We start from the raw sequence: 13,701 nt of genomic DNA, 5'->3' as shown, positions 1-13,701 counted from the left end.
GGAGTTGTCCGACTTGCGCCTACTCCATGATTGCCGAACTCAAAAAGCCTTCCCTGTCAGCATGTCCCAAGCCCACCTCCAGCGGCATCAGCTCAAGCAGCGGCGAACCGCAGTGGGAATCCTGATTTGTCTGATCGGGCTATATGCCAGCTCTTTCTTCCCATTGAATGGAGTCCAGTATCACCGTCGTATTCGGCTGTCTGGCGGATCTATCCCTCTGCACGATTTCAGTTTTTTCAACCAGTCCGGTGGATTGGACGTTGAATGGTTTGCCAGCACCGATGCTCCTCCCATTGGATATCTTGTCAGCGAATACTGGGAAATCACTCCAAACCCATTCGATTTTCATTCCTTACGATTACTCCCGGAATGGCGCGCCCTGAAATACCCGAACAACACCACCATCCACATTTTCATTCCTCTTTGGATCCCTCCGATAACATGGGGGCTTTGGAGTTGGTTCTGGATCTCTCGAACAAACCGGAAAGGGATCGATACTGCGGGCAAAAAAGGTGATCTACGACAAAGACCGTAAACACCGCCAAGCCATTCCCTTCCCGTCGCTTGCCTCCGATTACTTTCTGGTTAAACGCACCACAAACTCCGCCCCCGGGAAGCCCCTCCTCGGCTGAAGCCGCAACTCCTCCATGAAAAAGGCGCTCCCGTTTCCGGAAGCGCCTTTTGAAAAATCAAATCGCAATCCGCTCGGATCAATCGAGGAACTTGATCTTGCCGATCGCAGGCAGCTTGCCGGCTGCCATCGCGGCGTGCTGTTCGTCGGTGCAGGAGGAATTGGTCGGTGCATCGGCGGCGGCATCGCTCTTGGCGAGATAGCCGTTTTCGATCATCCAGGCCTCGACCTCGTCACCGCTGATATCGGCGAGCATCTTGCCATCGATCTCCACGCATGGGGAGAGCGGCTGACCGCTGCGCTGTTCCATCTCCCAGCGGAAGGCCGGGTTCTTGATGATGTCCTTTTCCTCCCACTCGAGGCCGTACTTGCGGAAGATGGCGCGGACGCCCTCGCTCCAGCCGCAGAAGGTCTTGAGATAGGCGGTGATCTTCGGTTGCGCGTTGCTCATGGGCGGGACCATACGCCCAATCGGCCGCGCGACAAGCCCAAGTCTCCCCCACGCGCTTCAGCGGTTTACCTCGCCGGTGTTCCCATTCATCCTCATGCCATGCGGCCCTTCGTCAGCACGAACCTCGCGATCTCCGCGGATGGAAAGATCTCCACCGTGGACCGCCACCCGTCCGGCTGGACTTCATCGGCCGATCATGAACGTCTCCAAGCTTTCCGCCGTGGTGCGGATGCGCTGCTGGTGGGGCGCGGCACGTGGGAGGCCGACCGAATGACCATGACCGTGCGCGATCAGGACCGCCAGCCACTGCGCTGCGTGGTGTCCCACGGAGGCAATTTCGATCCCAGCCATCCGATGTTCGCTACACCGGGGGGAAAAATCCATCTGCTGGTCACCGGAAACGTGGATGCCGCCATTCCAAGCGGAGCACACCTCCATCACGGCTCGGTCGCTTCCTTCCTTGAAACTCTCGCCCGCGACCACGGCGTGCAGCGCCTCCATTGCGAGGGCGGCGGCAGTTTGATCCGAGCTCTGGCAGAACTCGACGCCATCGACGAATTCCACCTCACCTGGGCCGGACACAGCCTGTTCGGCGGCAAATCCGCGCCCACTCCCACCGGGATTCCGGGCGCTTTCCTCCCCGCTTCGCTCGCCTTCGAACTGACGGGATTCGAGCCAGCGGCGGGCGAGTGCTTCCTCAGCTACCGCCGCAAGCGCGCGTGAATGAAATCAGTGGCCGTGCCCGTCTTCCTTGTGCTCGCCGCCTTCGGCGTGCTTCTCGTCATGGCCCGCGGCGGCTCCACCTTCGTGGCCGCCGTGCTCACCACCGTGACCGGCGCCATGGGCACCGTGGGGTTCATGGAGTTTCTTGGTTTCCTCCCAATCGTGGCGCTCGCAGGAAACGAAGGCCACGGTCGCAAGAACAAGAAGCATCGGGAAAACTTTCATCGCGCGCCCTGAATAGCGGCCTGTGGCGGCGTGCCAAGTTCAAATGCGCCGCCTACGCATGTCTCAGCCAGCGATCAACCGCTTCCGCCGCACGCTCATGGGCACCGGGACCGCCCAGCTTGGCGGCAGTGGCGGCGAGGCCGCTTTGGACATGCTTGCGGAAAACCGGGTCATCGAGAAAGCGGCCCAACGAACGCTCCACGGCCGCTGGTTCGGCATCGGCCTGGATCAGTTCCTCCACCACCTCCTCACCCGCGAGGATATTGACGAGGCCGATGAACTCCAGTTTCACCAACAGGCTGCCAAGGATGTAGGTCGGCCACGCCACCTTGTACACGAGGCAGTAAGGCAGGCCGAAATAGGCGGCTTCCAGCGTCGCGGTACCGCTGGCGATCACGCCGCAGACCGCACGCTGCATCAGCTCGTTGCTGCCGCCATCGGTCACGGTCACATAGCCGCCGGTCCCGGTGGACTCCACCAAGGCACGCATGGAGGCCGCCAGCTTCGGCGAGGCCGCGGGAGCCTCGAAGCGAAGACCCGGCCGCCGCGCATGCATCGAGCGCGCCGTTTCCAGCATCATCGGGAACAGGCGCGAGACTTCGCGATTCCGGCTGCCCGGGAAAAGCCCGACCAGCGATTCATCCGGCGTCACACCCGGAATCCGGCGTTCCTCCAGCTCATCCACCAGCGGGTGGCCCACGAAAGTCGTTTTGAGTCCCGCGTTCTCGAATAACGGCTGCTCGAAGGGAAACAGGCACAGCATTTCATCGATCAGGCGCACCATCTTGGGGATGCGGCCCTTGTTCCATGCCCACACCTGCGGGCTGATGTAGTAAACGATCCGTGTCTCCGGCAGCTCCTTCTTCACCGCCTCGGCGAAGCGCAGGTTGAAGCCAGGATAGTCGATGAGCAGCAGCACGTCCGGGCGGAATTCGCGGGCCTCGGCCAGCATTTCATCAAAGCGCGCCTTGAACCAACTGTAGTGTTTCAGCACCTCCCAGACGCCCACCACCGCCGCATCCTCCACCCAGTCGCGGACTTTTTCTCCTCCCACGGCGGCCATTTCCGGGCCTCCGGCTCCGGAGACTTCGACCGCCGGATGCAGGTGATGGAGCGCCCGCAGCAGGCCCGCGCCATGCGCGTCCCCGCTCAATTCCCCCGCCACCACATAAACGCGCCCTGCCATGCGCGGGCACCCTAATGGACGCCGGATACGGCTGGCCACGAAAATTCCGTGTCCGCCCCGTTCCAATTCCTCATTGATTTCATCGCGCCGCCGTCCTTAATCCTCCCGCCGCTCAGGCCCAGACGATTCCGATGCCCAAAGACATTCAAGACACCCCGCAGCTTCTCGGCGAGATCTCGCAAGCTCCCAGCGCGTTCGAACAGTTTCTGGAGCGCAACCAAAAGGGCCTCATCGTGGTCGCCATCCTCGCCGCCCTCGGCGGCTGTGGCTGGGTGATCTACCGGAGCGCGAAAACCGGTGCCGAGCATCAAGCCGGTGCAGCCCTTATCAAGGCTGAAAGCCTGACCGATCTCCAGGCGGTTTCACAGAAGTTCCCGGGAACTCCAGCCGCTGGCAGCGCCACCGTCCTCTCCGCGGACAAGCAGTGGAGCGATGGCCAGCAAGATGCCGCGATCGAAACCCTCAAGTCCTTCATCCAGAACAACCCGGATCATCCGGCCAAGGCCAGCGCCCAAGCCTCGCTCGGTGCGAAACTGATGGTCCAAGGCAAGAACGCCGACGCGGAAGCCGCCTTCCAGGCGGTGATCGCCAATCCGGCCGGTCGCTACCTCGCCCCCTACGCCCTCACCCAGCTCGGCGACCTCGCCAAGCTCGGCGGCGATCTGGAAAAGGCCAAGGGCTATTACGACAAGGCCAAGAATGACTACGGCGACAACAACTTTTCCGGCCTGGCCAGCCAGCACCTCATGATTCTCAAGGCGAAGGCGCCGACGGAAATCGAGGCCCGCCAGGTCACCCCGCAGCCGACTCCGGGCGCGCCGAACATCCCCGGACTTCCTCCGGCCGGTGGTGCCGATGAGGTCGCTCCCGGCAATCTCTTCCAGCCCGGAACCTCCGGTGGAGCCCCCTTCGGTGGACTGGTCGATCCGGTCCCCGCGGGAGAGCCCGCGCCGGCCCCGGCTCCCGCCGAGCCAGCGCCCGCAAACCCCGCCAAATGAGGGTCTGCGAGGGGGAATCAATTTGACTTTTATAACCGCCAGTTCTCAATTCCTGCGTGTTCAAAAAAGTGATCGGCCAAGATACGACGGAACCTGCCCGTCCGGTGACCCCGCCGCAGGATTCGTTCCGCACCGAGCCCCCGGCCCCGGCTCCATCGTTTTCCCCCACTCCCGCGACTTCCGCCCCGGTTTCACGCCCCGGCGCTTCCGCGACCCGCAACGTTCTCTCCTCGGACGTTGAAATCAAAGGCTCCGTCAAGTTCACCAACGATCTCGTGGTGGACGGCAAGATCGAGGGCGAAATTGCTTCCGATGGCAATCTGACCGTGGGCGAAAACGCCCGCATCAAGGCCGAGGTGAAGACCGGCACGCTGGTCGTTTACGGCAAGATCCACGGCAACATCACCGTCGCCGACCGTGTCGAGCTGAAGGCCAGCGCCGAAGTCGTCGGTGACATCAAGGCCAAGACCCTCGCCATCGAGGCGGGCGCGATCTTCGTCGGCAAGTCTACCGTCGGCACCCCGGCCGGTGGCACGCCCGCCGCGGCACCTGCCAAGGGTGGCGACAGCAAGCAGCAGGACGTCCCGAAACAGGACACCCTCGCCGGCGTCGTCCAGTAACCTTCCCGCAACCCGCCGGAACAGCCCCAGCCTGATCCCGCCATGGCCGCAGAGCCCGCGCGCCATCGCATCGAGCTGACCTGCCCCGAGTGCGGTCATGTCCAGTCCGAGCCCGCGCTGGTGGTTTCCACCACCTGCCGGGCCTGTGGCGCGAACTTTCAAGTCAAGGACGGCAAGGCGGTCACCCGCCAGAAGCCATCCACCCGCTTCGTCGCCCACAAGGTCCGCCCGTCCGAAGAGGACGAGCCGGAACCCGAGCCTGCCAAGCCGCAGTCTCCCTTCAAACGGCCCGAGCCTCCGGTTCCCGCCCCGGTCGGCCTCATCCAGCGGTTGTTCGGGCGCACCCCAAAACCACGCCACGTCGTGTGCTTTGACTGTGGGCGCGAGCACATCGCCGTGCCGAATGCCCAGTCGAGCCAATGTCCGTATTGCGGGTTCTATATCAGCCTCCGCGATTACACGATCAATGAGCGCTGGAACCGGCGCATCCAGACCCGCGGCGATGTGACGATTGAAAAAGGCGGCTCCGTATCCGGCGTCCCGATCACCTGCCACAATCTCACCGTGCTGGGTGAACTGGCCGCCGCGGTCGAGTGCTCCGGAGATCTGGTCATCCTCAGCCATGGCAAGATCCCAGGTAAAGTCCGCTGCCACACGCTGCGGGTGGAGCGTGGGGCGCGTGTCGAATTTCTGCACGCCGTCCAGGCAGCCGAAGTTTTCGTGGATGGCCAGCTCACCGGCCAGGTCCATTGCAGCGGTGCGGTCGTCCTTGAAAAGCGCGCCGAACTCCGCGGTCTCGTCCGCGCCGCCCGCCTCCAGGTGAAGCAGGGTGCGAAGCACAGCGGCGTGATCGAGATCATCCAGCCGAAGACGGAGGAAGACTCGCCGTCCGAGCACGGCAGCGAGTAGATACAGCCCGCAAACAACACAACTGTGACTGTGTCGGATTATTCACCTGAATGGGGTCGGACATCATTCAAGATTGGCAATCAGCGATTTGAACCAATCATCAAATCCGCCTGGAAGACAATCTAACAAGAAATGTTTGTATCCGATGCCGGGTATTTATATGGGGTGCCATGACCCCTACATTGAAATCCACATGGTTCCGCGGTCTCGCCATCGGCTGCCTCGGCACCACCGTCGCCCACGCGACTCTGATTGACGTCACGCAGGACACCTACACCACTACCGGCACTGCCGCCAATTCCGGCAAGGTCGGCAACATCGCGGTTTCCAAAAAGGAAACCGGTTTCCTCGATTTTGATCTCTCGTCCCTGCCCGCCAGCATCACCGCTGATAATATCCAGCAGGCCAACCTCCGGCTCTTTTTCCGCACCACCACCGGCACCGGTGCCATCACCGTGGCTCCGGCCACCGCCGCATGGAATGAAGATACGCTGACCGGTAAAAACGCCCCCGGCATCGGTGCGACGCTCTCCACCATCGATGCCACCGACATCCGCGACTACACCGCGGTGGTCGTGGACGTCACCAATCTTGTGAAGGACTGGGTGACCAATCCCGCCAATAACAACGGCATTACCCTCAAGACTGCGGACGCCACGCTCCGCACGTTGATCGACAGCAAGGAAAACGCCCTCACCGGCAAAGCCGCCTCGCTGGACATCACGATCACCAGTGCGGGCCCGCAGGGAGCTCCCGGCCCGCAAGGGCCTCAAGGTGCCACCGGTCCTCAAGGCTTGCAAGGCCCCCAGGGGGCAGCGGGAGCTACAGGTCCGCAGGGGCCCGCGGGCTCCACCGGACCCCAAGGAGCCACCGGCCCTGTCGGCCCCGCAGGTCCACAGGGTGCCGTAGGCCCACAAGGCCCGACCGGCCCCCAGGGTCCCGTAGGCCCGCAAGGCCCGGCGGGAGTCACGGATGCTCCCGAGCTGGTTTATTTCCTCGGAGCATTCAACGCCGCCACGACCTATGCGAAGAACGACCTGGTGACCTCTTCCACGGCGGATACCTACTTCTATTCACTCGCGGACGGCAATACGGGCAATACTCCGGAAAGCAGCCCGGCTTCGTGGACGGGCGTCAGCCTTTCCCAGCTCAAGAGCATCCGCAAGCAGATGATTCTCAACGCACCCGGTTTCACCTCGTTGGTTTCCATCAAGCTCACGGGTACCGAGACCGCCGGTGGCCGGATTTTTTACACCAACCGGGCCACCGATGGCGGCTCGCAGATCGCCACCGAGCAGGGCGTCCTGCAGTTCCTGGCCACGGCCAATTCCATTACCGCCACCGTCGATACGACTGACAAGCTCCACCTTGGCACTGTCAACTCCGGTGCCACCCCCGGGTTCTTCAATCCGGGTTCCCAGCCGGGAGTGAGCGTTTTCGACAACGTCTCGTTCTCCAGCCCGGCTCCGATCATGGTGCATGAAGTCACCTTCCGGATCCTCAACGTCTCCGGCGCGAAACTCCGCCTGGAGCCCTGATTCCCGCCTCCGGACTGCTGGAATTCCAAGGCCGGCCCCTCTTCGGAGGAGTCGGCCTTTTTCATACTCGGGCGTTTACGTGCCGGAAATCCCGCTCCACATTCCGCGCATGCCCGCCGCCGCCACCGCGCTCGATCTCAAGGAAGAGATTCTCGCCCTGAAAAAGGCCCGCAATGCCGTCATTCTGGTCCACAATTACCAGTCCGGTGACATCCAGGACCTCGGTGACTACGTCGGCGATTCCCTTGGCCTCGCCTATCACGCGAAATCGACCGATGCGGACGTGATCGCCTTCTGCGGCGTGCATTTCATGGCGGAAACGGCGAAAATCGTGAACCCTTCCAAGATCGTGGTCCTGCCGGATGCCGATGCGGGTTGCTCGCTGGAGCAATCCTGCCCCGCTCCGCAATTGGAGGCCTACCTGAAGGAACACGCGGACAAGAACTACTACGTCATCGCCTACATCAACTGCTCCGCCGGGGTGAAGGCGCTGTGCGACGTGATCTGCACCTCCGGAAACGCGGTGAAGATCGTCAACAAAGCCCCTGCAGATCGCCCGATCCTCTTCGTGCCGGATGCCAACCTCGGTGCCTGGGTGATGGAGCAGACCGGTCGGAAAATGGACCTGTGGCAGGGCTCCTGCTACGTCCATGTCGAGTTCACCCGGGACTCGATCAACCGGATCAAGGCCGAGTACCCGGACGCGCTCGTCGTCGCCCATCCGGAATGCACCCAGGCGGTGCGCCTGCTGGCGGACGAAGTCTGCTCCACGGAGAAGATGATCACCTTCTGCAAGAACGCCCCGGTGAAGGACATCATCGTCGTCACCGAGAGCGGCATGCTGCACCGCCTGCGCAAGGAATGCCCGGACAAGAACCTCATCCCCGGTCCCACCGACCGCTGCGCCTGCGCCGACTGCCGCTACATGAAAATGAACACCCTCCAGAAACTCCGCGACTGCCTCGCGAATCTGGAGCCACGCGTGGAAATGGAGGAATCCGTCCGCATCCGCGCCGAAGCCCCCCTGCTGCGGATGCTGGAGCAGTCGAAATAACCCCGGCCCGGCTTTACAATTCCCTGCAATTCCCGCCGCTGCTTGACTGGCGGAACTTTACACGGAATCGGGTGAATCTTTTGAACGGCTGTTGTCGCCCCGGGGTCAAAACCCCTGAAAACCGCACGCAAGTCGCAGTTTTCATGTAAGGGTGAACAGCAGTTGTCAGCCCCCTCCGCCAACAGGCGTGTTGAGGTTGATCAGCTTGGCCGCCGGGAGTGGGTGCTCCCGGCGGCTTCATTTTTTCCGGGCGTTTCTTGTTGGAATTGAGATTGATGCCCGGCGGGCAGCCTCCTTTACTACGCGGGCCCGCGGCAACGGCGGGCGGCTTTCCGCATGATTGAAAACATCCGCAATTATTACGGCCTGATGATGGTGGTCCTGGTGGCCCTCTTCCTCAGTTTCCTGTTCACCGGTTTCAGCGGCTCGAAGGCATCGGGTGGCGGTGGCCAGGCCTATCTCCGGATTGATGGAACCACCTATGATGGCCTCACCTACCAGAAGCAGGGCGTGGAGGCCCGCAATCTGGCCATGGGCCTGCAGATGTATGAATTCGTCGCCGGTCTGAATGGTTTCGGCGGTCGTGGTGGTGACGAGGGCGAAGTTTCCGAGACCTTTTTCGCCAATCGCATCCTGATCCGCCAGGCTGGCGAGGAATACGGCATCCATCCCTCGAAGGATGAGATCTTCGACTACGTGAAGGAAATGTCCGCCTTCGCCGGCAAGGACGGCAAGTATGACGCCTTCACCTACAAGAACATCATCGAAAAAAGCATCGGCCGCCTGGGCATGACCGAGCAGGATGTGCTCGACCTCGCCAAGGACGCCGTGATCGCCCGCAAGCTGGGCGATATCCTCGGCTCCGGCCTCGCCGTGAACCGCCAGATCGTGGCGGACTCCTCGGCCCTCAACCGCCAGCTCGTCTCCGTCCAGCTTTCCAAGATCGCCCTCGCGCCGTTCAAGGAAGCGATCAAGCCGACCGATGAGGAAGTGAAGGCCTATTGGGACACCATCCAGGACTCCTTCAAGACCGAGGCGAAGCGCAAGTTCACCTACGTGCTCGCCGCGCCGAAGCTGCCGGAAGTGAAGCCGGAGGACGCCAAGCCCGATGCGGAGAAAAAGCCGGAGGATGCCTCCAAGCCTGAGAAGCCGGATCCGACCAAGGAAGATCCGAAGATCATCGAAGAGCGCCGCAACAAGGAGAAGGAACTCAACCAGCGGATGGATGACTTCTTCACCGATCTCCAGAACAAGAAGGGCTCCGGTTTCGAAGACCTCGCCAAGGAGCAGGGTTTCGAGGTCAAGACCACCGAACTCTTCCCAGCCAGCCAGTCCCCGGCCGATCTGGCCATGACCCTGCGCTCCAGCGGCGGCGGCAACCGTGCCGTGGACTCGCTCTTCAACATGAAGGAAACCTCCGATCCGCTCTCGAAGATTTCCGAGCCCTTCGCCGTCGGTCAGAACCAGTGGCTGATCGCCCGCTTGGATGGCGAGGAAGTCTCCCGCACCAAGACCTTCGAGGAAGCCAAGGAGCAGGCCAAGGCCCAGTACATCGAGGAAAAGGCGCGTGAAGCGATGAAGAAGAGTGCCGACGAAAAGCTCGCCGCCATCCGCGAAGCCATCAAGGGCGGCAAGTCCTTCGCCGATGCCGCCAAGGACGCCGGCTTGGAAAGCAAGCCGCTCGGCCCGATCACCGCCTCCTTCCGCCCTACCGGTGACGATGCTCCCGCCTCGCTCTTCCGTGAGACCAACCTGGTCGATCCCGGCACCGTCGCCGATGTGATCGCCGAGCCGACCCAGGCCTTCATCGTCTTCGTCGAGAAGCGCGAGGTCGAGAAGAGCCCGGACGCCAACTCCCGCCTCGATTCCGAAGTGACCAGCGCCGCCAGCCAGAACCGCATGCGTGCCTTCATGTCCTGGATGTCCGATCGCAACGAAGCCGCCAAGGTCGAGCGCCTCTACAAGAAGAACAGTTGATCCCCGGATGTCCGAGCGCGATTCCCTCTTCGATGACGCCAACGGCCATCTCGCCGTTGGCGAGATGGACGAGGCCATCGCGCTCTACCGCCGGTGTGTCGCCCTTGATCCGGAGTTTTTCGATGGCTGGCACGCGCTCGGCATGGCGCTTCTCAAGACCGGCGGGGTGAAGGAAGCCATCGGCTGCGGATTGCAGGCCGTCACGCTCCGTCCGAACGATCTGCTCGCCTGGACCGGACTTTCCCAGATGTACGTCCGCGACGGCAACATCCCCGAAGCGGAAGCAGCCAAGGGCAATGCCCGCATTCTTTCCCTGGGCGGCAAGGTCGTCCGGGATGCCTGATGCCTTCCTCCGTGTGGTTCACAGGGTCTTCCCTGATAACTGAACACTGAACACCAGCAAACTTTTTCCCATGTTCTTCCTCACCACCGCCATCGACTACACCAACGGTTCGCCCCACATCGGCCACGCCTATGAGAAGGTGCTTGCCGACGTGATCGCCCGCTACCGCCGCCTGCGCGGGGACGAGGTGTTCTTCCTCACCGGCGTGGACCAGCACGGCCAGAAGGTCCAGCAGACCGCGGAGAAGGAAGGCGTGCATCCCGCCACCTACGTCAAGCGCACGACCAAGAAGTTCCTCAACCTGTGGGACAAGCTGGACGTGCGCTATGATGGCTGGGCGGAAACCGTGGACGAGCGGCACAAGGCCTGTGTCCGCAAGATCCTCTCCACCCTCAAGGAACAGGGACAACTCTATCAGAAGACCCACAAGGGCTTCTACTCGGTACGACAGGAGCAGTACCTCACCGACCGCGATCGCAACGAGCAGGGCGAGTTCGGCCCGGAATGGGGCGAGGTCACCGAGATCGAGGAGGAGAACTGGTACTTCAAACTCAGCGACCACATCGGCTGGCTGAAGGAGTATCTCGAAAAGACGGACAACTTCGTGCTGCCCGCCTTCCGCAAGGCCGAGCTGCTCAACGCGCTCGAGCGCTCCGGTGAAACCGATCTCTGCATCTCGCGTCCGAAGGAACGTTTGCGCTGGGGCATCGAGTTCCCCTTCGATCTCGGCTACGTGACCTACGTCTGGTTCGACGCGCTTATCAACTACGTCTCCTTCGTCGGCTACGAGGCCGCGCCGGACGCCGGGCTTCCCGACTTCGCCAGGATCTGGAGCGGCAATCCGCCCGCCACCCACATCATCGGCAAGGACATCCTCATTCCCGCCCACGGCATCTACTGGCCCTGCATGCTGCATGCGATGGGCTTCCGTGACGACCAGATGCCACAACTGCTGGTCCACGGCTGGTGGAACCGCAAGAGCAAGTCCGGCCAGAGCGAGAAGATGTCGAAATCGCTCGGCAATGTCGTCGATCCGGACGAACTCGCTGACAAGTTCGGAGTGGACGCCCTGCGCTACTACCTCGTCCGCGACATCATCACCGGTCGCGATTCGGATTTCGATCTGGAGCGCCTCGTCATGCTCTTCAATGACGAGCTCGCCGACAAGCTGGGCAATCTCTGCAACCGTGCGCTCAACATGAGCCAGCGTTTCACCGATGGCATCCTCAGTCCCGGCGGCCCGGCGACGGAAGACGACCTCGCGCTGCAGAAGTCCCTCACCGAAACCACCGCCGCCTATCGCGAGGCGATGGACGAGTATGAAGTGGCGAAGGCCCTGGAGGCCCTCACCCGCCATGTGGTGCTGTGCAACCAGTACGCGGACCGCATGAAGCCTTGGGAACTGAAGAAGGACCCGGAGCAGGCCGCCCGCGTGCAAACCATCCTCTACCACTTCGCCGAGAACGTCGCCCACTGCGCCGTGCTGCTTTCACCCGTGGTTCCCCAGGCGGCCGCCAAGATCGCCTCCCAGCTCGCCCGCGAGGATCTCCTCACCCTGAAACTCGATGACCTCAAATGGGGTCTGCTGGCGGACGGTCACACCATCGGAAAGCCCAAGCCGGTGTTTCCGAAGATCGTGATCGAGGAGGAAGCGGCGGAAGGTTGATTCCCGGAGCAGACACCCAAGCCGGACTACTTGTCCAAAAAGCGGTCGCCCCTCTTGCGTCCGCATTTGAAATCGTCATGTACGGATGGGTCCGGCTTCGCTGAAGGTCTGGGTTTGCGGAGCTTCAAGCATACTCTCTAACATCCAGCTTAATGTTGGATGAAGGTTAGGTTTGCTTAAATGCTTATCACTCCCATTTTCGACAATACACCAATTCATTGAAAACCAGTGAATTGAACCACCAATATTCGCTTGGTCGGATGACCACGCGATCACGTGCTTGGCGGTTGACATAAATGTGAGAAGATCGGCCCGGTTCACCCTCCCCCTACACAAAACCATGAAACGACCAGTGCTCTCCGGCGCGGTTGCCCTGACCTTCGCCTGCACCAGCCCCCTGCTGGCCCAGGATCTGTCGGGAGCAAGCCGTCAGTTCGAAAGCGGCTCGGCACCCACCGATCCCATCGCAGCCAAGGGTTTTTCCTCCGGCTCCCCGATCCAGCCGCTGGTGGGAGTGTCCCCGGAATCCTTTTCCAAGGACCAGCCGTGGTATCTGGTTCAGGACCCCATTTCTCTTGGATTCTCTGAAGTTCCGGTCGTGACCCGTCCGTGGAGCTTGGAATCCCAACTCCGCAAGAACGCGGCCCCATTTCTGAAGTCCGTGGAAGCCAGCCGCTCCCAAGGCATGCTCGCCATGGCTGCCAATCGCGCGCCGGCCAAGGAACTGAACTTCGCGCTCTCCCTCCTCGCGGCGATGTATCGCAGCGACGCCACTCCGGCGAAGGGCGAGTCCCTCAGCGATGTCGAATACGCGCTGAATATCCGCCATCGCATCCATGAGGATCCTTCGAAGCTGCTCGAAATCGTGGCCGCCGAAGTGACCGCGAATCCGGACCGTGTGTGCGAAATCGTGAAGGCCGCCATCAAGGCGACCGAAAACGACAAGGAATCGATCGCGAACATCGTCGAGACCGCTGCCACCACCAAGCCGGATGCGATGCGCCTCGCTGCCCAGTGTGCCGTAGCCGCCGTCCCCGAATCTCTCGCCGATGTGCAGGCCGTGCTCGCCAAGCTCGACCCGGCCACCGGCGACAAACATCGCAGCTCCAAGGACTCGAAGGATTCCAAGGACGCGAAAGACGCGAAGGAAGAAGTGGCCCCGGCGATCACTCCGCCGAACCCGCTGGATCTGCCGCCGCCGCCGCCGCCGATCCCGCCCATTCCGCCGCCTCCCCCGCCCTCGACGAACACCGAGTTCCGTCACTTCAACAATAGCTGACGCTGACATTTTCCCGAAAATCCCGACCGGTCCGCTGGTCGGGATTTTTGTTGGAAAGGCCCGGGCACCGGCAAGTTCGTGGTTCCTATCCGATGGACGTG

General features: G+C 62.0%; 14 protein-coding genes. 12 read left to right on the top strand and 2 right to left on the bottom strand.

Features of this window, described 5'->3' with window-relative positions:
* The first annotated feature begins 61 nt into the window (after positions 1-61).
* A complete protein-coding gene (locus tag KBB96_RS01380) occupies positions 62-535 on the top strand; it encodes a hypothetical protein (RefSeq protein ID WP_211631696.1) in 474 nt (157 codons plus the stop codon).
* A gap of 175 nt (positions 536-710) precedes the next feature.
* Here KBB96_RS01380 and KBB96_RS01375 read toward each other — a convergent pair whose 3' ends face one another.
* Positions 711-1,082 (bottom strand): glutaredoxin family protein, encoded by a 372-nt coding sequence (locus KBB96_RS01375; RefSeq protein WP_211631695.1) that lies wholly within the window; start codon positions 1,080-1,082, stop codon positions 711-713.
* 99 nt (positions 1,083-1,181) lie between these two features.
* Here KBB96_RS01375 and KBB96_RS01370 point away from each other — a divergent pair, with 99 nt between their 5' ends.
* Positions 1,182-1,805, top strand: coding sequence for a RibD family protein (locus KBB96_RS01370; protein WP_211631694.1), 624 nt, complete (start codon positions 1,182-1,184; stop codon positions 1,803-1,805).
* A 15-nt stretch (positions 1,806-1,820) separates the two neighbouring features.
* The gene (locus tag KBB96_RS01365; protein WP_211631693.1) at positions 1,821-2,042 is read left to right on the top strand and encodes a hypothetical protein; all 222 of its coding nucleotides are present in this window, start codon (positions 1,821-1,823) and stop codon (positions 2,040-2,042) included.
* 40 nt (positions 2,043-2,082) lie between these two features.
* Here KBB96_RS01365 and lpxB read toward each other — a convergent pair whose 3' ends face one another.
* Positions 2,083-3,216, bottom strand: coding sequence for a lipid-A-disaccharide synthase (gene lpxB / locus KBB96_RS01360; RefSeq protein ID WP_211631692.1), 1,134 nt, complete (start codon positions 3,214-3,216; stop codon positions 2,083-2,085).
* 131 nt (positions 3,217-3,347) lie between these two features.
* On the opposite strand from lpxB, the gene KBB96_RS01355 reads away from it, so the two are divergent.
* From KBB96_RS01355 to KBB96_RS01315, 9 genes are all read left to right on the top strand, one after another.
* Positions 3,348-4,214 carry a tetratricopeptide repeat protein gene (locus KBB96_RS01355; protein WP_211631691.1) on the top strand — a complete coding sequence of 289 codons (867 nt, stop codon included), beginning with the start codon at positions 3,348-3,350 and terminating at the stop codon, positions 4,212-4,214.
* 56 nt (positions 4,215-4,270) lie between these two features.
* Complete coding sequence (locus KBB96_RS01350; RefSeq protein WP_226373616.1) at positions 4,271-4,834, top strand: bactofilin family protein; 564 nt, start codon at positions 4,271-4,273, stop codon at positions 4,832-4,834.
* A gap of 42 nt (positions 4,835-4,876) precedes the next feature.
* A complete protein-coding gene (locus KBB96_RS01345) occupies positions 4,877-5,743 on the top strand; it encodes a polymer-forming cytoskeletal protein (RefSeq protein WP_211631690.1) in 867 nt (288 codons plus the stop codon).
* Positions 5,744-5,913: 170 nt separating this feature from the next.
* Entirely contained in the window at positions 5,914-7,281 is a 1,368-nt protein-coding gene (locus tag KBB96_RS21225) for a DNRLRE domain-containing protein (protein WP_211631689.1), read from the top strand.
* A gap of 109 nt (positions 7,282-7,390) precedes the next feature.
* Entirely contained in the window at positions 7,391-8,335 is a 945-nt protein-coding gene (gene nadA, locus KBB96_RS01335) for a quinolinate synthase NadA (RefSeq protein ID WP_211634598.1), read from the top strand.
* A 336-nt stretch (positions 8,336-8,671) separates the two neighbouring features.
* Positions 8,672-10,312 carry a peptidylprolyl isomerase gene (locus KBB96_RS01330; protein ID WP_211631688.1) on the top strand — a complete coding sequence of 547 codons (1,641 nt, stop codon included), beginning with the start codon at positions 8,672-8,674 and terminating at the stop codon, positions 10,310-10,312.
* Positions 10,313-10,319: 7 nt separating this feature from the next.
* The gene (locus tag KBB96_RS01325; protein ID WP_211631687.1) at positions 10,320-10,655 is read left to right on the top strand and encodes a tetratricopeptide repeat protein; all 336 of its coding nucleotides are present in this window, start codon (positions 10,320-10,322) and stop codon (positions 10,653-10,655) included.
* Between the two features lie 70 nt (positions 10,656-10,725).
* Complete coding sequence (metG, locus tag KBB96_RS01320; RefSeq protein ID WP_211631686.1) at positions 10,726-12,321, top strand: methionine--tRNA ligase; 1,596 nt, start codon at positions 10,726-10,728, stop codon at positions 12,319-12,321.
* A 340-nt stretch (positions 12,322-12,661) separates the two neighbouring features.
* Positions 12,662-13,600, top strand: coding sequence for a hypothetical protein (locus KBB96_RS01315; protein ID WP_211631685.1), 939 nt, complete (start codon positions 12,662-12,664; stop codon positions 13,598-13,600).
* Positions 13,601-13,701 lie beyond the last annotated feature (101 nt).

This window comes from Luteolibacter ambystomatis, from assembly GCF_018137965.1.
Taxonomy (GTDB): domain Bacteria; phylum Verrucomicrobiota; class Verrucomicrobiia; order Verrucomicrobiales; family Akkermansiaceae; genus Luteolibacter; species Luteolibacter ambystomatis.
This window is presented reverse-complemented; position numbering and strand designations above follow the sequence as displayed.